This window comes from Tenacibaculum discolor (assembly GCF_003664185.1).
In the GTDB taxonomy this organism is placed as follows: domain Bacteria; phylum Bacteroidota; class Bacteroidia; order Flavobacteriales; family Flavobacteriaceae; genus Polaribacter; species Polaribacter discolor.
Genome location: NZ_RCCS01000004.1, coordinates 477,140 through 495,312, shown reverse-complemented (window position 1 = coordinate 495,312; position 18,173 = coordinate 477,140). Strand labels below are relative to the sequence as shown.

Sequence of the window (18,173 nt, the reverse complement as noted above, 5' to 3'; positions counted from 1 at the left end):
ATGGCAGAATTAATTATATATTCTGAAAGAATAAAAGATAATATAAAAAAGCTAAGCAACTTTTTTGAGGAAAACAATATAGAGTGGAGTTTGGTAACAAAAGTTTTCTCGGGAGATAAAACATTTTTAAGAGAAATTTTAACTCCAGATGTAACCGAAAACATTAATTCGATAGGAGACTCTAGGTTAACAAGTTTACGTAATCTACGTGAAGTAAATCCAGATTTACGAACTATATATATAAAACCTCCTGCAAACATTTATGCAGATGATGTAGTGGAGTATGCCGATATTTCTTTAAATAGCTCTTTATCTACTATAGAGTCGCTAAATGAAGCAGCTAAGAAGAAAAATAAAATTCATAAAATCATTATTATGATTGAAATGGGTGAATTAAGAGAAGGGGTAAAGAGAGATAATATTTTAGGGTTTTATGAAAAAGTATTCAATTTATCTAATATTGAAGTAATAGGCATAGGTTCAAATTTAGGGTGTATGTATGGAGTAGAACCTACATATGATAAGCTATTACAATTATCATTATATAAAGAGCTTATATCAGCCAAATTCAACAAGAATTTAAGATATGTTTCTGGAGGGACGTCAATTACATTACCGTTGGTGGAAAATGGAGTAGCCCCTAAGGATATTAATCATTTTAGAATAGGAGAAGCTGCCTTTTTTGGAGTAAGCCCATTAGAAAATAAAAGATTTCAAGATTTACACACGGAAACATTTGAGTTTTATGCCAATGTAATAGAATTAGAAAAAAAGAAAATAGTGCCTGATGGTATTATTAGTGAAGCAAGTATTGGTCACACCTCAGAATATGATGAAAGTGATATACAAGAAACATCTTACAAGGCTATCTTAGATTTTGGTTTATTAGATGTAGATAAAGATGATATTGAAGTTGAAGATAAAGATATTTCTTTTGTTGGGATAACTTCTGATATGTTAGTAATTGATGTTGGGTTGAATAAAGATGAATCAGGAAATATAAAGTATAAAGTAGGTGATAAGGTTAAGTTTAAGCTTAGTTATATGGGAGTAGCTAGACTCTTGATTTCGAAATTTATAGATAAAGTCTACGTAAAAGATATTTAAAAGTCTGTTTTTTTATTGTTTGTTTTAAAAAAAACTCAAGAGCTATTATTTTAGTTTCTTGAGTTTTTAATTTAGTTAAAACGTTCAACATTAAAAGGAGTAATATCTAGGCTTGTTTTTTTATCATCGATAATTTCAGAAACTAATTTACCAGTAGCAGGCCCTAAGCTCCAACCCATCATCGCGTGCCCTGCAGCCACAGTTACATTTTTAAGATTTGAAAGCTTACCAATGTAAGGCAAACCATCAGGAGAGCAAGGGCGTAGGCCACTCTCAACATTATCTATTTCTTTTTGGTTGATGTTTAAATTGTTGTAATAACTTTTACTAGCGTTAACGATAGCATTTACTCTCTTCTTATTTATTTTGTTATTGATTCCAGCAATTTCCATCATACCTCCAAAACGTGTAAATCCATTCATTGGTGTTACTGCAACTTTAGCTTCCGTTAAAATGGCAGGAAATGTAATACCAGTATCGTTTTTTACATTAATCCGATAACCTTTACCAGCTTGCACAGGAATATTAATTCCTAATTTTTTTGCTAGCTTCTGTGTCCAAGATCCAGTGGTTAAAATAAATTCATCAGCAACAATCGTGTTGTTTTTTGTATTGATTGATTTTATTGTATTGTTAGAAACATGAAAATCTAGAACTTCTTCATTAGACAAAAAGGTAACATTATTTTGTTCTAAGTACATCTTAAGTTGTTTCATATATTCACTTGGAGTCATGTGAGCATCAGAATGATAATATACAGCTCCTTTAATATTCAATTGAATATTAGGTTCGAGTTTTTGAGTTTCTTCTTTAGTTAAATGTTCAACTTTCAACCCTTCTTTTATACCAAGCTTTCCAACATTCCATTCCTCTTCTCCCATTTTATCAGTTTTATAATACATCATCAATCCTTTATGCTGATAATGAAAGTCAAAATCTTTTGAAGCCTTTATTTCTTCGTATAATTCTCTACTGAATAAATTAATGTCTTTAATAACAGGAATAGAAGCAGCTACTTTTGTATGTGTTGCAGATTTTTTAAAAAACCAAGCCCATTGTAAGAAGTCATAATCTAAACGAGGTTTAATAGATAATGGACTAGTAGAACTAAGCATCCATTTTAACCCTTTGGAAATCATTCCTGGAGCAGCCAAAGAAACTATATGACTAGGAGTAATAATCCCAGCATTAGCAAATGAAGCTCCTGATGAAAAATCTGATTTTTCAATTACAGTTACTTTGTGTCCTTCTTTTTGAAGGTAATATGCGGAACTTAAACCTATAATTCCACCACCAATGATTATACAATGTTTCAATGATTTAGTGATTTAATGTTTTAATGATATATTGAATTAATTACTTCTTGAGCTTTTTCGTGCTTTAGAAACAATTTTAACTATTTCTAATGCTTCTTTCATCAAAGGTCTTAGTTGATCTTCAGAAGCTAGTTTAGAATCTTTTAATAATTCTAACCAGAATAATGTCTCATCTGCTTCTTCAGTAACAATAGACATTTTTGCAAAGAACTCTTTTTGTGAACGAGCAATACAAGCTGCTCTATAGTTTGCAGCAACTAAGGTTGAAGATCTAATTAGTTGTTTTCCAATAACTCTAGTAGCATCAGTTTTTTGTATTTGATTATATAATAGGATAATATCTACAGCTAATTGTTTAGTTTTATTTTTAATACTTTCTATAAAATCCGTTTTATTCATGATTTTTGTTAACCAAAATAATTAATAGTTCTACTATATAGAAAATTTATTTTCTCATTAACTCATTTTCTCATTAATTAATTGTGTTAAATAACTTGAAAACCATGAGCATAAGGATCATCTTCATCATCGATAATGATGGTGTTGTACCCATATACTTTTGCCCATCCTTGAATACTAGGAACAATGGCTAACTTACCATCTAAAGTAGTTTCTTTTTCAACTCGACCAATAAATTTACTTCCTATAAAACTTTCGTGAATAAATTCCTCGCGAACTTCTAACTTTCCTTTAGCATATAACTGTGCTAAACGTGCTGAGGTTCCTGTACCACAAGGACTTCTGTCAATTGCTTTATCACCATAAAAAACAGCATTTCTTCCTGATGAAGTAGGGTCAATAGGGCTACCTGTCCACAACATATGAGTTACATCTCTAATAGTATCATTTTCTGGATGAATAAATTGATCAGGATATTTTTCATTGATTCGTTCTCTAACAACTTGTGAGTATTGAATAATTTTAGAAGCAGTAAAATTGTGAACTCCTGAAAAGTTTTTTTGAGGGTCTACAATTGCGTAATAGTTTCCGCCATAAGCAACATCAAAAGTAATTTCTCCTAATTCAGGACAATCTATAGTGAGTCCTTGAGCTGCTAAATAGCTTTTTACATTGGTTAGTCGAACCCAATCGACTTTTTTGCCTGTTTGTTGGTATTCAATTTCAACTAAACCAGCGGGAGCTTCCATTTTAATTTTTCCAGAAACTTTAGGAGTAACTAATCCTTCCTCAATAGCAATAGTTATTGTACCAATAGTCCCATGTCCACACATTGGTAAACATCCAGAAGTTTCAATAAATAAAATAGCAAAATCGTTTTCTGGATTATGAGGAGGAAACAAAATTGAACCACTCATCATATCATGACCACGAGGCTCAAACATTAAACCTTTTCGAATCCAATCATATTCTTTTAGGAAGTGTTGACGTTTTTCGCTCATGTTGTTTCCTATTAAATTAGGACCTCCACCAGCAACTACCCTAACAGGGTTTCCACAAGTATGTGCGTCAATGCAAAAAAAAGTTTTTTTCATCTTAAAATTGAATCGCCAGCTTGTATTCTGTAGTAGAAAAAACCCTTCAAATTTTTCTATTTGGAAAGACGAAGCTGGCTTTATTTCAATTTCTTTAGATGCTCCAAAAGTAAGGTTTTACACTCAGAGATTTTCTAAAGAAAATATTAAATTTTGTTATATTATTTCTCCTTTTGTTAGTGTACCGTTAACAGAACGTAAAATATGTAAAGGGTTTTCATTTTTTAGTTCTTGAGGTAATATATGGTTGGGCCAATCTTGATAACTAAAAGGACGTACCCAACGTTTAATTGAATTAACTCCAACAGCTGTAAACCTACTATCTGTAGATGCGGGGTAAGGGCCTCCATGTACCATTGATGGACAAACTTCTACTCCTGTAGGAACACCATTAAAAATAATTCTTCCAACCCTGTTTTGTAAGGCAGCAATTACAGTAGGGTAGTTTACTACTTCATTATCATCTGAAATTACAGTTCCAGTAAGTTGTCCTTCTAAATTTGAAATAATTTCTTCTAATTGTTCTTCATTCTCACATTGCACAACCATAGAGTATGGTCCAAATACCTCCTGATGTAAGTTTGGATTATTTAAAAATGTTTTTCCTTCAACAGTTGTAACTACTTGTGCAGCATAGTTAGGTTGAGTACTTTCTTCATATGTAGTTACTAATGTTAAACCTTCCTGATTAAGAGCTTTAGTTTTATTATTCTCATATGCTCCAATAATATTAGGATGTAACATACAACTAGGGTTGATTTCTACAATCTTTTGAGCTAATGAGTTAATAAAGTTTGTTAAATTTTCTCCTTTTAACCCTAGAATTAAACCTGGGTTGGTACAAAATTGTCCAGTACCTAAAGTGATAGAATTAGCATAGGTATTAGCTAAACTATCAGTTCTATTTTGTAATGCTTTTGGAAGCATAATTACTGGGTTAATACTACCCATTTCTGCAAATACAGGAATTGGTTCTTCACGTTTTGCAGCTAAATCTAACAAAGCTCTACCGCCTCTAATACTTCCTGTAAAACCAACAGCTTTTACTTTTGGGTGAGTAACTAATTGTTGTCCCACTTCTATACCACTCGAATTTAAGTTAGAAAATACACCATTAGGCATTCCTGTTTTTTCTGCTGCTTTAATTATGGCAGAAGCTATAAGTTCACCAGTACCAGCATGCATAGGATGTGATTTCACTATAACAGGACAGCCAGCTGCTAAAGCAGCTGCTGTATCTCCACCTGCTGTAGAATAAGCAAGAGGGAAATTACTAGCACCAAAAACTACTACAGGACCTAACGGAATATTCATTTTACGTAAATCTGATTTAGGGTTTGGTTCTCTATTAGGTATAGCAGTATCAATAGTAGCCTCTACCCATGAACCATCTTTAACCAAATCAGCAAATGAACGTAATTGAAATACAGTTCTTCCTCGCTCTCCTTTTGCGCGTCCTTCTGGTAAACCAGATTCAGAACAATAAGTTTGTATTAATTCATTGTCTAAGGCTAAAATTTCATCAGCAATAGCATTCAAAAACTCAGCTTTTCTTTCACCTGAAATAGTTCTATACTTTTTAAACGCTTTTGAGGCTAAATTGACAGCTTCGTTAATTTCTTCTTGAGTTGCTTCAGAAAAGACCTGTTTATTTTCCTGATTTAATTCAGGGTTGAAAGTTTTATAAGTTTTGTTTCCTAAAGCTGATAATTGATTTCCTATATAGTTTTTTCCTGTAATCATATTTTAATGAGGTAGAGAGTTAATTAGTAAGTAGCTAAAGCTTTATAATCAGGTAGTGTTGGTCTGTTTTTTAATCCAGCTTCTATTACATTTAAAACATGTTTACGTTCCTCACCTATTAAAGGTAATCGTGGAGCTCGTACATTTTCAGTTCCAATACCTGTAGCCACTTCTGCTAACTTAATATTTTGTACTAATTTAGGATTTATATCTAATTCTAACAATGGTAAAAACCAACGATATATTTCTAATGCTTCTTGTATGCGGCCTGCTTTTTGCAATTCATAAATAGCCACAGTTTCTTTTGGGAAAGCACAAACCAAACCAGCAATCCAACCATCAGCACCCATCAATAAGCTTTCTAAAGCCAAAGTATCAACACCCGTCATTATTTTTAATCGATCTCCAAAACGGTTTTTAATTCTTGTAACGTTTGATATATCTCTGGTTGATTCTTTAACAGCTTCTATATTATTGCATTTTAAAAGCTCATCAAACATATCTAATGTAACTTCAATCTTATAATCTACAGGATTATTGTATACCATAATTGGTAGTGATGAATTGTTAGCTACTGCTTTAAAATATTCAACAGTTTCTCTATCTCCTGCTTTATAGCGCATAGGAGGAAGCATCATCAAACCTTTAGCACCATCTTCTTCCGCTTTTTGAGCAGCTTTAATAGCTCCTTTGGTAGTTTGTTCAGCAATATTCATTAAAACAGGAACTTGATTGTTAACTAAGTTAACGGTTGTTCTAGTTAGTGTTCTTTTTTCATCATCAGATAATGTACTGGCTTCCCCTAGGGTGCCTCCTAAAACAATTCCATGCACGCCTGCTTCCAATTGTGCTTTAATATTTACTTCAAACATATTTAAGTCTAAAGTATCATCATTTGTAAACTTTGTAGTAACCGCTGGCATTACACCTTTCCAATTTATACTCATTGTAATATTGTTTTTTCATTACAAAGTTATGTGTAAGATAAAGAGAGTTTTAACTTGAAATTACCATATAGTAATACTATATTAACCTATATAATGTATTTGTTTTATTATATTAATAGTATTTGCATATTTTTGAATAAGAATAGCAATTTATCAATGAAAGTTTTACCCTTTAAAATACCAAAAACTCAAAACATTGGACTAATTTATCAAGAAGATAGAGAGAAGTATTTTTATGATAAGTTCCATCAACATGAAGAAATTCAGTTATGTGTTATTGTAAAAGGAGAAGGAACGTTAATTGTAGGTGATACAATTAACAAATATTCATCGGGAGATGTTCTAGTTATAGGAAGTAACTTGCCACATGTTTTTAAAAGCGATGCTTCTGTTATAAAAGAATCTTTCATGATTTCATTATTCTTTACAAAGAGTTCTTTTGGGAAAGATTTTTTTTTATTGGATGACTTTAAAGAGTTAATCACTTTTTTTGAAAAATCAATATCAGGATTTAAACTTGTTGAAAATAGAAGTGAAGTGATGAAGATATTTTTAGGTTTACAAAAATCTACGAATCTTAATCGATTTATAGGGCTGCTTGAAGTTTTAAAAATAGTAGTAAACTCAAAAACAACTGAGCTGGCAAGTTTTGTATATCCAAGGAGATACACTGATAATGAAGGAAAGAGAATGCGTAATGTTATGGACTTTACAATGAATAATTTTGATAAAAATATTGATTTGTACGAGATTGCAGAAAAGGCTAATATGACCCCCAATGCTTTTTGTAGATATTTTAAACAACGAACAAATAAGACGTATTTTACTTTTTTGAATGAGTTACGTATAGAGAATGCTTGTAAGCTATTGATTTCAGATAAAAGTATGCCTATTAGTTTAATAGCTTATAAGTGTGGTTTTAATAATTTATCTAACTTTAATAGAAAATTTAAAGAAGTTAAGAATATAAGTCCAACAACATTTAAGAAAAAAAAATGATTATTATTGCTTTATTTTAGCGTAAATATCCCTTATTTACAAAATTTAACATAAAATATAAGATCTCTTAACTATATTTGGAATTCTTTTACTATTAATAAATTTTATGGGGGGAAGAATTGCTACTATTACTTTTTTATTTTTATGCATAATTTTTAGAGTTTCAGGACAAGAAACGTTGCCTATTTATGCAGATTATTTATCAGACAATGTGTATTTATTACATCCAGCTGCTGCTGGTATTGGTGATTGTGGAAAAATACGATTAACAGCACGACAACAATGGTTAGGGGTAGATGATGCTCCTGCTTTGCAAACAGCGAGTTTTCACACAAAATTAGGTGAGTACTCAAATACTGGATTAGGAGTAATTCTCTTTAACGATAAAAATGGATATCATTCACAAAAAGGAATTCAAGGTACTTATGCATATCACATTGATATGGGGAATGAAAATCTTTTTAATCAGTTATCTTTTGGATTGTCTTTTTCTGTAGTTCAGAATGAGAGAGACCAAAGAACCTTTGTAAATGATCCAGCTGTAAGTCAGGTTATAGAAAGTGATTTTTATTTTAATGCTGACTTTGGTATGGCATATCATAAAAATGGATTATCATCTTATTTTACAGTAAAAAACCTTTTTTTATCAGCAAAAAACAACTTAAATCCTGATTTCGAGTCGTATAATATTAGAAATTATATTTTAGGAGGAGGCTATTTCTTTGGAGATAAAGAAAAGCTACAATTCGAACCATCATTAATGTTTCAATATAAAGAACAAACTGGAGAAAAAATAGCTGACATAAACTTCAAAGTATATAAGACTTTAAATGAAACTCAGTTATGGGCTGCCTTATCTTATAGAAGAAGTTTTGATGGAAATGTTTTTGGAGACTCTCAATATATAACACCTATAGTAGGAGTTAATTACAAGAAATGGATGTTTGCGTACACTTACACACAACAAACAGGTGATGTGTTATTTTCAAATGGAGGCTTTCATCAATTATCTTTAGGAGTAAATTTATTCTGCATAAAGAGAAGAGCTGCAGCGTGTCCTAATATTAATGGAAGTTTTACGTATTAAAAATCAAGGAAGTTGATTTCACTGTTTTGATATTCTTTGAGCATAACTTCCAGAACAGCTTTGTCTTTGTTAATATAAAAAGTGTTTTTCGGAAGTTTGTTACTCAGGTTAAGCAAGTCATTTTGTGATAAAACATTTTTTACTTGTTTAGCAACAGCTTCACCAGAGTCTATAATTTTAACTTTATTTCCAGTAATTTTTTGTATTTGAGGGAGTAAATATGGGTAATGGGTACAGCCCAAAACAATATAGTCACACTTTTTCTCCAACATGGGAAGTATGTACTTTTTTAATAAAAAAGTCATCTCGTCAGAATGAATCTTACCATTTTCTATTAGTTCAACCAAACCTTCTCCAACTTGTTCTATAACGTTAATTTCATCATTTAAACTAGAGGTGGTTTTTTCAAATAAAGTACTATTTAAAGTACCTTTTGTTGCTAGTATACCGATTGTACCTGTTTTAGTATTTAATGAAGCAGGTTTAATTGCAGGCTCTATACCAATAAAAGGAATTTCGTAATTGTTCCTTAAATATTGAATAGCATTAGTAGTAGCTGTATTACAAGCAACAACAATAATTTTAGCTCCATTATTAATTAAAAACTCTGTGTTTTTAATCGATAAATCAACTATTTCTTGTGTTGATTTTTGCCCGTAAGGAGCATTTTTACTATCTGATAGGTAAATAGTGTTTTCTTGAGGTAAAAGTTGATGAATTTCCTTCCATATGGATGTACCACCAATACCAGAATCAAAAATACCAATAGGTTGTTGTGCAATAGTTTTCATACTTATAACAAAAATAAAAATCCTGCTGTTTAAACAGCAGGATTTTTATATAAAATATACGTATTCTTTTTTAGAATCCTAATTTAGCTTTTACAGCATCGTAGATATCTTCTCCTTTGTCGTAAACGATTAAACCTTTACCTGGAGCAGCATCAAAAACATAGATAATTCCTCTTTCAGAAGCAACAGCTTTAATTGCGTCCTCAGCTTTCTTTAAAATAGGAATAGTTTTCTCTTGGTATTTCTTTTGCATTTCTTTACCAGCAGCTTGCTCAGCTTGACTAATTCTTAATCTATCTTGTTGAACTTCTTGAGCTCTTTTTTGGTTTACTTCTTGTGTTTGACTCTTACCTTCAGCTTCATATTTTTTCATTTTAGCTTCTAGTTTCTTGTACATTGTTTCAATGTCGTCACGGTATGTTTTGTTTAGCTTTTCTAACTCTGCTTTCATAGCTTTTGTAGCAGGCATCTCAGCTAATAATTTATCAGTGTTAATATGTGCAGTTTTTTGTGCATTCGCCACACCACCTAATCCAATCGTAAAAATTGCAACTAATAATAACGTTTTTAAATGTTTCATCTTTGTTTAATTTAATTAAAGTTATTTTATTCTTGATTTATTTGTTCTCTTTTGTTTCTTCCTCTTTTTTCTTTCTAGCTTCTTCTTGAGCTTTTAATAAGGCTTTTCTTTTTTCTTGTAAAAGCTTTCTTTTATCAGCACGTTCTTTTAAACGTTGTTTTCTTTTTTCTTCAATTTGTTTAATTTTAGCAAGTCTATCAGCTTCTTTTTTCTTTCTTAGTTCAGCTTTTTTTGCTATTTTTTCTTTTTGCTCATCACTTAAGTTATCATTTTTAAGTAATGATTTTTTAGCTTCTATTTTATCCTTTTTAGCTTGTTTTCTTTGATCTATATTAATCATTTGTACAACAAGGTCGCTAATATCGTGTTTTTTGTTGGAATACAGCATAACTAAATCGCTGGATTTGTCAAAAACAAAATCATACTTTTTCCTAGAAGCAATTGTTTGTACAGCGTTGTATACCTGGTCTTGTACAGGTTTTACTAATTGCTTTCTTAAATTATACATATCACCATTTGGACCAAAATATAAAGACTCTAATCTTCTTAAAGATTCTTGCTTAATAGAAATATCTTCTTCTCTCTCTTCAATTAAATCTTTAGTTAAAATGGCTTTTTCGTTTGTTAAATCAGTTTTTAAAACTTCAATAGCACGAGCCTCTTTGTCTAATCGAGCTTTCCATTTTTCAACTTTAGCGTCTAAGGAGTTTTGAGCTTCTAAATATGCAGGGATACTTTGAAGAATATACTCCATATCAATATAAGCTATACGTTGATTTTTTTGGGCAACGGTTATACCTGTTACAAGTAAAAGAACGATTGATAAAATATTTTTTTTCATCTTGTATAATGTGTTTAGAAAAAACCGTGCCAAAACCTAGACGCATTATAAATGCATGATTTTAGAACTGTCTTCCAATTATAAAATGCGTTTGCCAACCTGACTTTTCAGTTAAACCAGGTAACGGATCGAAACCATGTGCGAAATCGATACCTAATAATCCAAATGCAGGCATAAATATACGAACACCTACTCCAGCTGAACGTTTTAATTTAAACGGATTAAACTCACTAAAATTGTCATAAGAATTACCTGCCTCTAAAAATCCTACTGTATAAATAGATGCAGAAGGTTTATCAGTAATAGAATAACGTAATTCCAATTGAAATTTGTTGTAAATAGCACCACCATCAAGAGAAGAAATACGATTGTTTTCGTAACCTCTTAAACCTATTGTTTCACGTCCATCTAATTGTCCTTGAGCAATACCATCTCCTCCTACAAAATATCTCTCAACAGGGGTTAATCCTAATTTATCGTTATAAGATCCTAAATAACCCATTTCAAAATTAGACATTAATACTAACTTATTAGCTAGAGAGGTATACCATTTACCTTTTGCAGAAATCTTGTAATACTCTAACCATTTATATTTATCAGCTAAGTAAGCTTGACGTTCATCAGGTGTTGGGTTTGTTGGTTCAGTATAGTCTTTTCCGTTTACTAAAGAGTAAGGGAAAGTAGCTTTAGCTTTTATTGTAAATTCAGAACCGTAAGTAGGGAAAATTAAACTAGGCCCAGCTGAATTACGACTCAATGCAAATGTATATGCTAAGTTATTTAAATCTCCTTGACTTAGTATATTGTTTGAAGAACCTACTCTATATCCGTAATCTTGTAACTCAATTCTTTGGTAACTAATATTTTGAGAAAGTGTAAAATAATCATCAGGCCACTTTAAACGCTTTCCTAAACCTATAGAGGCACCAATAATACTTAAACTTTCATCTTTATTTACATTATAAGTTGTGTAATCGTAACGATATTGATTAGATAAATACACAGAAAATGACAAAGATTGTGGTGTTTTACCTCCTAACCATGGTTCTGTAAAAGAGAAACTATAGGTATTATATGTTCTACTAGCTTGTAAGCGTAAAGATAGTTTTTGTCCGTCTCCCATAGGAAGAGGTTTGTAAGCTTCTTTGTTAAAAATGTTTCTAACAGAGAAATTGTTAAAAGATAATCCTAAAGTACCAATGAAGGAACCTCCTCCATAACCACCTTGTAGTTCAATTTGACTACCACCTTTTTCAACTACAGAAAAATCTATATCCGCTGTTTTATTTTGATAGTTTGGCTTAACATCTGGAGTTACATTTGTATCGAAGAAACCTAATTGTCCTATTTCACGGATAGATCTAATAATATTTTGACGACTAAATAAATCTCCTGGCTTAACACGTAATTCTCTATAGATTACATGATCGTTTGTCTTGTCATTTCCTGTTACTGTTACTTTCTTTATAGTTGCAGGCTCATCTTCTCTAATACGAACTTCAACAGTAATAGAGTCATTTTCTACTTTAGTTTCTACTGCATTTACTTGAGAAAATAAGAAACCGTTATTGTGATATAATGTTTGAATATCTTGAGAATTAGGTGTACCGTCTCCAGAAATACGCTCTTTTAAAACTTTTCCGTTATAAATATCTCCTTTGTCAATTCGTAAGATGTTATTTAATTGTTCATCAGTGTACTCTTTGTTTCCAATGAAAATTATTTCGTCAAAACGGTATTGACGACCTTCTTCAACCTCAATTTCGAGGTTTATGGTGTTGTCGTCATTCCAAACTACCTTATCAGACAAAATTCTAGCATCACGATATCCATTTTCGCTGTACTTTTCAAGAATGCTTTTTAAATCTTCTTTATAATCATCTAAAATATATTTAGAAGCTTTCCAAAAACGACCAAAAACTTTACGTTTAGTGTTTTTCATAGCACCTCTTAAAGAAGCGTCAGACATAGCTTCATTACCTGTAAAGTTGATTTCTTTAATTTTTATACGGTTACCTCTGTCAATAAAAATAGCCATGCTAACAGTATTAACATCAGATGTGTCTCTTTTTGTGTCTAGTGAAACCTTTGTTTTTAAGAAACCTTTATCAGTATATTTCTTTTTAATAAAGTTACGTGTGGTTACAATAAGGTTATCTGTAACCATTGCTCCCTTTTTTAATTCAGTTTCTTTTTTAATCTCTTTAATCTGTGATTTTTTTACTCCTGAAATAGTAACAGTAGTTAATTGAGGTAATTCAGTTACGTCAAATTGAAGGTATACAGTTTCACCATCACGTTTAGATAAGTATACATCTACTTCACTAAACTGCTTGCTTTCGTATAACTTTTTAATAGCACTTGTAAGTTTATCACCAGGTAATTTAACTGGTTGACCTTCTACTAAGCCAGTATATATTCTTACTGTTTGTTCACTAAATTTTTGTAAGCCAGTTACAGTTATTCCACCTAAAATATACTCTTTCCCTTTTTCATAGGAAATAACATTTGAAGTAATGCTGTCTTTAGGAGTTGTGTTTTGTGCTTGAGTACTCACCGCAAAAAGGGTGATAAAAAATACTAGTAAATACGAATATTTATTCATTGGTTTCAATCTGTTCGCTGGTTTTTCCAAATCTTCTTTCTCTGTTTTGATAATCAATTATTGCATCATAAAGATGTTCTTTTCTGTAGTCAGGCCATAATACATCTGTAAAATACAGCTCAGCATAAGCCATTTGCCAAAGTAAATAATTGCTTATTCTTTGTTCCCCACTTGTACGTATCATTAAATCAACGTCGGGCAAATTAAACGTATATAAATGATTATTTATAATTTTCTCGTTAATTTTTTCAATTTCTATCTCGTTATTAACAACTTTTTTTGAAATGTTTTTGATTGCATTAACAATTTCTTCTCTTGAACCATAGCTTAAAGCAAAGGTTAAAGTAATTTTAGTATTGTTTTTAGTTGCATCAATAACTTTGTTTAATACTTTTTGAGCATTGCTAGGTAAATTAGCTAAGTTACCAATAGCATTAACTCTTACATTTTTACGTTGAAATTCTGGGAGTTCTTTTTTTAGGGTAGTTACCAGTAAGCTCATTAAAGCATCTACTTCTAACTTTGGACGGTTCCAGTTTTCGGTAGAAAAAGCATATAGAGTTAAAAATTTAATACCTAGCTCAGAAGCTGTGTCTGCTGTTTCTCTAATGGCTGTTAAAGCATTTCTATGTCCAAAAACACGTTGCATCCCTTTACCTTTCGCCCATCTACCATTACCATCCATAATTATAGCAATGTGGTTTGGTACTTTTTGTAAGTTAATGCGCTGTAGTTTTTCTTCCATAATTATTCTGCTATTCCACCAAAACAAGGCGGTCTTCCAAAGGTATATACAATAGAAACTCCTGAGAACACATACCAGTCGTTTCCATTACCTCCAAAGTCTAATGAGTTTATTCTATCTGTTGTAAAGTCTATATCGTCTACAAATGTAAATCGTACACTTGTTTCAAATGCGATAGCAAAATTATCTGCTAACCTTCCTTTAAGTCCTATACCTACAGGTACAGTGTAAGAGAATTTATTTTTTAAAAGAATTGTATTACTAGAAGAAGTTGGTTCTGGGCTTTTATAATTAAAAGCAGCAACTTCTGCTAAGATGTATGGAGTGAATGTAGTTCTGTAATCGTTGATATTGTAATCAAAGAAATTAAATTCTACTCCAGCAGCAAACTCATGAATAGTATTTGAGAAGCTAATACCTCTATTTTGACGAAAAGCATTATCGGCATCATTATCATTACCAGAAACAGGTATGTATGTATATGTTCCTCTTAAGGCAATTCTTGGGTTTAAATTGTATTTGTATACAAGTCCGCCTGCAAACTCATTAGGGTATATGTAGTTTGTACTACCAATGTCACCAACATAGTTAGAACCACCGGCAAAAAAACCAATTTCGTGTGTTTGTGATTGTAATGGTGTTACTACACAAGCCAATAATATTAATAAAATAAGTCCTCTCATTGTAAAATAGCGTGCAAATATAGGGAATTGAATTTGCTTTAAAAAGTTAATAATCCGTCTTTTTGATTAACTTTTTTTTTACGTTTTTATTGTAATTAACATCGTTATAACGATTCATTTCGTATATCTTCTCCCCATAATAGTTTTCCACGCAAGGTATTCAAATAAGATTGATTTTTTGGTAAAACACTTTTTATGGTAAATGGAGCTTTTCGTATTTTTATTTTAGTATCTATAGGAACTGTAGTAATTCGAGAATCTAAAGAAATTAAAAAATCTTTTTCTCTTGCGCTAACTTCCAGAAGAATATCTGTATCATCTGGAATAACCATTGGACGCGCATTTAAATTATGCGGTGCTATAGGAGTAATAACAAAACTTTTTGAATTTGGTAAAATAACAGGTCCATCACAGCTAAGAGAATAACCTGTAGAGCCCGTTGGAGTTGCTATAATTAACCCGTCAGCCCAGTAATTCGTTAAATACTCTGTGTTTAATGAGGTTTTAATACCAATCATAGAAGTTGTATTTCTTCTAGCAATAGTAACTTCATTAAGAGCAAAGTTAAGTTCGGTAAAATCTTCTGTAGCAGGAGATGTTTCTATTTGTAATAAAGAACGCTCTTGAAGTGTATATTCTTTTTTAAGCATCAAGTTAATTGCTTCTTCAATTTGATCTTTTTGAATCGTAGCCAAAAAACCTAAACGCCCAGTGTTAATACCCATAATAGGAATATCTAAATCTCTAATATAGGTAACGGCTCTCAAAATAGTACCATCTCCACCTATGGTAAACATCACATCAAAAGTATTTGATAAGTCATTAAAGTGTGCGTAAGTGGGGTACTTTTTGCTTAGCGAATTATTTTCAACAAATAAATTATAGAACTGTTGTTCAAAAAAAACAACAATGTTATGTTTTTCTAAAATGGTTAAAAGAATTTTAACTTCTTTTTCTGCAAGTGTGGTATAAGCTTGTCCGTAAATAGCGACTTTTTTCACTTTTGGAGTTTTGTTTGGTTATTGAAAAAATTACATATCTAAGTACTTCCTTAAATAGGCAGCTCTATCTTTTAGTTCTTCTAAATAAAAATCATCTTTGTGTTGAGTAATAACATTGTAGCCGTATCTACGAAATGTTTGAATGATTTCATTTATTTCTTCAGAAACAATTTTAAGAGTAACTTCAATACTATTTATATTTTCAGAAGAAATATATGCGCCCAATAATTTACCGTTACTTGCTTCAACTATTTGTGCTACCTGACTCATAGAATAATCTGTTTTATTCTTGTCAATAATCAAAGTATCACTCTCATTATGTAAAAAAGGGCTGTTTGCAAAAGCATCTAAAATATCACTCAATTCATAGTAACCTACATAATGCAGGTTTTTATCAAGAACTGGAATTAAATTCGAGTCATTATCAGCAAATAAAGCAATTAAATCGAGTAAAGTTGCATTTTCATTTGTGTAAAAATGGTCTAATAAGTACGAGTACTCTCTAAGTGTACGATTTTTATTTTCTATTGTCTGAATATCACTTTCAGGCAAACAACCTACTAATCTGTTGTTTTCAACAACAGGAATATGGGTTATAGGCAAATCATTACACAGTTTTTGAGCACTTTTTACAGTGCTGTTTAGTGAGAGTGCTTTAATTTCTTTTAATATAAAATCGTTGATTTTCATTACTACGAATATAGTTTAAAATGTTGGAATGCGTTACCTTTGTAGTCTAATTTTATAGCATGACAAAGTTAAGTGTTAATATTAATAAAATAGCTACACTTCGTAATTCTAGAGGTGGGAACGTACCTAATTTACTAAAAGTAGCAGCCGATATACAAGATTTTGGGGCAGAAGGAATCACAATTCACCCAAGACCAGATGAACGTCATATTCGTTATCAAGACGCTTATGATTTAAAATCAATTGTAACAACTGAATACAATATTGAAGGGAATCCAATTGATAAGTTTAAGCAAATGGTGTTAGAAATTAAGCCAACACAAGTAACATTGGTTCCTGATAGTGTAGACCAACTTACGTCTAATGCTGGTTGGGATACTATAACACATCAATCGTATTTAAAAGATGTGATTGCTGAATTTAAAAGTGCAGGAATTAGAACATCAATTTTTATTGATACAGATTTAAAACTAATTGAAGCTGCTGCAAAAACAGGAGCAGATAGAGTTGAGTTGTATACTGAAGAATTTGCAACGCAGTACGAAAAAGGAAATAAAGAAGCTGTAAAAGTGTACGCAGAAGCAGCTATATTGGCAAATGAAGTAGGGCTAGGAGTTAACGCAGGTCATGATTTAAGTTTAGATAATATTCAATTTTTTAAACAAAACATTCCTTATTTGGCTGAAGTGTCAATAGGACATGCGTTGATATCAGAAAGTTTGTATTTAGGCTTAGAGAATGTTGTGAATATGTATTTACATCGTTTGCAATAATTATGGAAGTATTACATTCAAGGATAATTGGAGAAGGACAGCCGTTGCTTATTTTGCATGGATATTTTGGTATGGGTGATAATTGGAAATCACATGCCAATAAATTTGCAGAAGACGGTTTTGAGGTACACTTGATAGATCAACGAAATCATGGACGAAGCTTTCATACAGACGCTTTTGACTACGAATTATTGGTTGGTGATTTGTACAATTATATTCAACATTATAACCTAGAAAAAGTAGATTTGTTAGGGCATTCCATGGGTGGGAAAACAGTAATGCTGTTCGCAACCGAATATCCTGAGTTAGTAAATAAACTAATTGTTGCAGATATTTCACCAAGAATGTATCCGCCACATCATCACGAGATTTTAGCAGCTTTAAACTCTGTAGATTTTTCAGTACAAACCTCACGTAAGTTAGTAGATGAAAAGCTAGCAGAGTTAATTCCAGAAAAAGGAATTCGTCAATTTTTAGCCAAAAACGTTTATAGAAAAACAAAAGACGAATTAGCATTTCGTTTTAATTTAAAATCGTTAACAGAAAATAATAGTGAGGTAGGGGTAGCGTTGCCTTCTTTTACAGTTTTTGAAGGAGATACGTTGTTTTTACGCGGAGCAAATTCAGGATATATTTCAAATGAAGATGAGCCTTTAATTCAAGCACACTTTCCAAAAGCAGTAGTAAAAACTGTAGCCAATGCTGGGCACTGGCTACATGCTGAAAATCCAAAGGATTTTTATAAAGAAGCTATAACTTTTCTAAAGTAAAA

At 31.4% G+C, this 18,173-nt stretch carries 18 protein-coding genes; 5 read left to right on the top strand and 13 right to left on the bottom strand.

The genetic code is table 11. The features are described from left to right. Positions 1-1,107 carry an alanine racemase gene (locus C8N27_RS02840; RefSeq protein ID WP_099215803.1) on the top strand — a complete coding sequence of 369 codons (1,107 nt, stop codon included), beginning with the start codon at positions 1-3 and terminating at the stop codon, positions 1,105-1,107. A gap of 71 nt (positions 1,108-1,178) precedes the next feature. Here the strand turns inward: C8N27_RS02840 and C8N27_RS02835 are convergent, their stop codons facing one another. The 5 genes from C8N27_RS02835 to C8N27_RS02810 all read right to left on the bottom strand — a co-directional run bounded on the left by C8N27_RS02835 (position 1,179) and on the right by C8N27_RS02810 (position 6,606). Then, a complete protein-coding gene (locus tag C8N27_RS02835) occupies positions 1,179-2,423 on the bottom strand; it encodes an NAD(P)/FAD-dependent oxidoreductase (protein ID WP_121146191.1) in 1,245 nt (414 codons plus the stop codon). A 36-nt stretch (positions 2,424-2,459) separates the two neighbouring features. After that, positions 2,460-2,822, bottom strand: a complete 363-nt coding sequence (locus C8N27_RS02830) for a four helix bundle protein (RefSeq protein WP_121146190.1) — start codon at positions 2,820-2,822, stop codon at positions 2,460-2,462. 86 nt (positions 2,823-2,908) lie between these two features. After that, a complete protein-coding gene (locus tag C8N27_RS02825) occupies positions 2,909-3,916 on the bottom strand; it encodes a 4-hydroxyproline epimerase (RefSeq protein WP_121146189.1) in 1,008 nt (335 codons plus the stop codon). A gap of 156 nt (positions 3,917-4,072) precedes the next feature. Further along, positions 4,073-5,659 (bottom strand): aldehyde dehydrogenase (NADP(+)), encoded by a 1,587-nt coding sequence (locus tag C8N27_RS02815; protein ID WP_121146188.1) that lies wholly within the window; start codon positions 5,657-5,659, stop codon positions 4,073-4,075. 23 nt (positions 5,660-5,682) lie between these two features. Continuing rightward, positions 5,683-6,606, bottom strand: a complete 924-nt coding sequence (locus C8N27_RS02810; RefSeq protein WP_121146187.1) for a dihydrodipicolinate synthase family protein — start codon at positions 6,604-6,606, stop codon at positions 5,683-5,685. Between the two features lie 156 nt (positions 6,607-6,762). Between C8N27_RS02810 and C8N27_RS02805 the strand changes: the two genes are divergently transcribed. Both C8N27_RS02805 and C8N27_RS02800 read left to right on the top strand, forming a co-directional pair. Next, a complete protein-coding gene (locus C8N27_RS02805; protein WP_121146186.1) occupies positions 6,763-7,605 on the top strand; it encodes an AraC family transcriptional regulator in 843 nt (280 codons plus the stop codon). Between the two features lie 106 nt (positions 7,606-7,711). After that, the gene (locus tag C8N27_RS02800) at positions 7,712-8,692 is read left to right on the top strand and encodes a PorP/SprF family type IX secretion system membrane protein (RefSeq protein ID WP_121146185.1); all 981 of its coding nucleotides are present in this window, start codon (positions 7,712-7,714) and stop codon (positions 8,690-8,692) included. Here the strand turns inward: C8N27_RS02800 and murI are convergent. The 8 genes from murI to C8N27_RS02760 all read right to left on the bottom strand — a co-directional run bounded on the left by murI (position 8,689) and on the right by C8N27_RS02760 (position 16,628). Further along, positions 8,689-9,483: a glutamate racemase gene (gene murI / locus C8N27_RS02795; protein WP_121146184.1), complete on the bottom strand. Its 795-nt coding sequence runs from the start codon at positions 9,481-9,483 to the stop codon at positions 8,689-8,691. The two genes, C8N27_RS02800 and murI, sit on opposite strands and share 4 nt — an antisense overlap. 70 nt (positions 9,484-9,553) lie before the next feature. Beyond that, complete coding sequence (locus C8N27_RS02790; RefSeq protein ID WP_099215813.1) at positions 9,554-10,063, bottom strand: OmpH/Skp family outer membrane protein; 510 nt, start codon at positions 10,061-10,063, stop codon at positions 9,554-9,556. Between the two features lie 37 nt (positions 10,064-10,100). Beyond that, the gene (locus C8N27_RS02785) at positions 10,101-10,904 is read right to left on the bottom strand and encodes an OmpH/Skp family outer membrane protein (RefSeq protein ID WP_121146183.1); all 804 of its coding nucleotides are present in this window, start codon (positions 10,902-10,904) and stop codon (positions 10,101-10,103) included. A gap of 61 nt (positions 10,905-10,965) precedes the next feature. Beyond that, positions 10,966-13,509 (bottom strand): outer membrane protein assembly factor BamA, encoded by a 2,544-nt coding sequence (gene bamA / locus C8N27_RS02780; protein ID WP_121146182.1) that lies wholly within the window; start codon positions 13,507-13,509, stop codon positions 10,966-10,968. Further along, the gene (locus C8N27_RS02775; protein WP_121146181.1) at positions 13,502-14,254 is read right to left on the bottom strand and encodes an undecaprenyl pyrophosphate synthase; all 753 of its coding nucleotides are present in this window, start codon (positions 14,252-14,254) and stop codon (positions 13,502-13,504) included. The genes bamA and C8N27_RS02775 overlap by 8 nt, the downstream gene beginning before the upstream one ends. A gap of 2 nt (positions 14,255-14,256) precedes the next feature. Further along, on the bottom strand, positions 14,257-14,937 hold the full coding sequence (gene porG / locus C8N27_RS02770) for a type IX secretion system protein PorG (protein WP_121146180.1): 681 nt from the start codon (positions 14,935-14,937) through the stop codon (positions 14,257-14,259). Between the two features lie 104 nt (positions 14,938-15,041). Beyond that, a complete protein-coding gene (locus C8N27_RS02765; protein ID WP_099215818.1) occupies positions 15,042-15,938 on the bottom strand; it encodes an NAD kinase in 897 nt (298 codons plus the stop codon). A gap of 30 nt (positions 15,939-15,968) precedes the next feature. Beyond that, positions 15,969-16,628, bottom strand: a complete 660-nt coding sequence (locus C8N27_RS02760; protein ID WP_099215819.1) for a CBS domain-containing protein — start codon at positions 16,626-16,628, stop codon at positions 15,969-15,971. 59 nt (positions 16,629-16,687) lie between these two features. On the opposite strand from C8N27_RS02760, the gene C8N27_RS02755 reads away from it, so the two are divergent. Both C8N27_RS02755 and C8N27_RS02750 read left to right on the top strand, forming a co-directional pair. Further along, a complete protein-coding gene (locus tag C8N27_RS02755) occupies positions 16,688-17,401 on the top strand; it encodes a pyridoxine 5'-phosphate synthase (RefSeq protein ID WP_099215820.1) in 714 nt (237 codons plus the stop codon). 2 nt (positions 17,402-17,403) lie between these two features. Then, the gene (locus C8N27_RS02750; RefSeq protein ID WP_121146179.1) at positions 17,404-18,171 is read left to right on the top strand and encodes an alpha/beta fold hydrolase; all 768 of its coding nucleotides are present in this window, start codon (positions 17,404-17,406) and stop codon (positions 18,169-18,171) included. The last annotated feature ends 2 nt before the right edge of the window (positions 18,172-18,173 follow it).

Excerpts from the sequence above, each read along its gene's own strand:
- C8N27_RS02805 (WP_121146186.1), top strand. The coding sequence starts at position 6,763 with ATGAAAGTTTTACCCTTTAAAATACCAAAAACTCAAAACATTGGACTA.
- C8N27_RS02750 (WP_121146179.1), top strand. The coding sequence starts at position 17,404 with ATGGAAGTATTACATTCAAGGATAATTGGAGAAGGACAGCCGTTGCTT.
- C8N27_RS02755 (WP_099215820.1), top strand. The coding sequence starts at position 16,688 with ATGACAAAGTTAAGTGTTAATATTAATAAAATAGCTACACTTCGTAAT.
- C8N27_RS02790 (WP_099215813.1), bottom strand. The coding sequence starts at position 10,063 with ATGAAACATTTAAAAACGTTATTATTAGTTGCAATTTTTACGATTGGA.
- C8N27_RS02800 (WP_121146185.1), top strand. The coding sequence starts at position 7,712 with ATGGGGGGAAGAATTGCTACTATTACTTTTTTATTTTTATGCATAATT.
- C8N27_RS02785 (WP_121146183.1), bottom strand. The coding sequence starts at position 10,904 with ATGAAAAAAAATATTTTATCAATCGTTCTTTTACTTGTAACAGGTATA.
- C8N27_RS02815 (WP_121146188.1), bottom strand. The coding sequence starts at position 5,659 with ATGATTACAGGAAAAAACTATATAGGAAATCAATTATCAGCTTTAGGA.
- C8N27_RS02760 (WP_099215819.1), bottom strand. The coding sequence starts at position 16,628 with ATGAAAATCAACGATTTTATATTAAAAGAAATTAAAGCACTCTCACTA.
- C8N27_RS02810 (WP_121146187.1), bottom strand. The coding sequence starts at position 6,606 with ATGAGTATAAATTGGAAAGGTGTAATGCCAGCGGTTACTACAAAGTTT.
- C8N27_RS02775 (WP_121146181.1), bottom strand. The coding sequence starts at position 14,254 with ATGGAAGAAAAACTACAGCGCATTAACTTACAAAAAGTACCAAACCAC.
- C8N27_RS02830 (WP_121146190.1), bottom strand. The coding sequence starts at position 2,822 with ATGAATAAAACGGATTTTATAGAAAGTATTAAAAATAAAACTAAACAA.
- porG (WP_121146180.1), bottom strand. The coding sequence starts at position 14,937 with ATGAGAGGACTTATTTTATTAATATTATTGGCTTGTGTAGTAACACCA.
- C8N27_RS02825 (WP_121146189.1), bottom strand. The coding sequence starts at position 3,916 with ATGAAAAAAACTTTTTTTTGCATTGACGCACATACTTGTGGAAACCCT.
- bamA (WP_121146182.1), bottom strand. The coding sequence starts at position 13,509 with ATGAATAAATATTCGTATTTACTAGTATTTTTTATCACCCTTTTTGCG.
- C8N27_RS02840 (WP_099215803.1), top strand. The coding sequence starts at position 1 with ATGGCAGAATTAATTATATATTCTGAAAGAATAAAAGATAATATAAAA.
- murI (WP_121146184.1), bottom strand. The coding sequence starts at position 9,483 with ATGAAAACTATTGCACAACAACCTATTGGTATTTTTGATTCTGGTATT.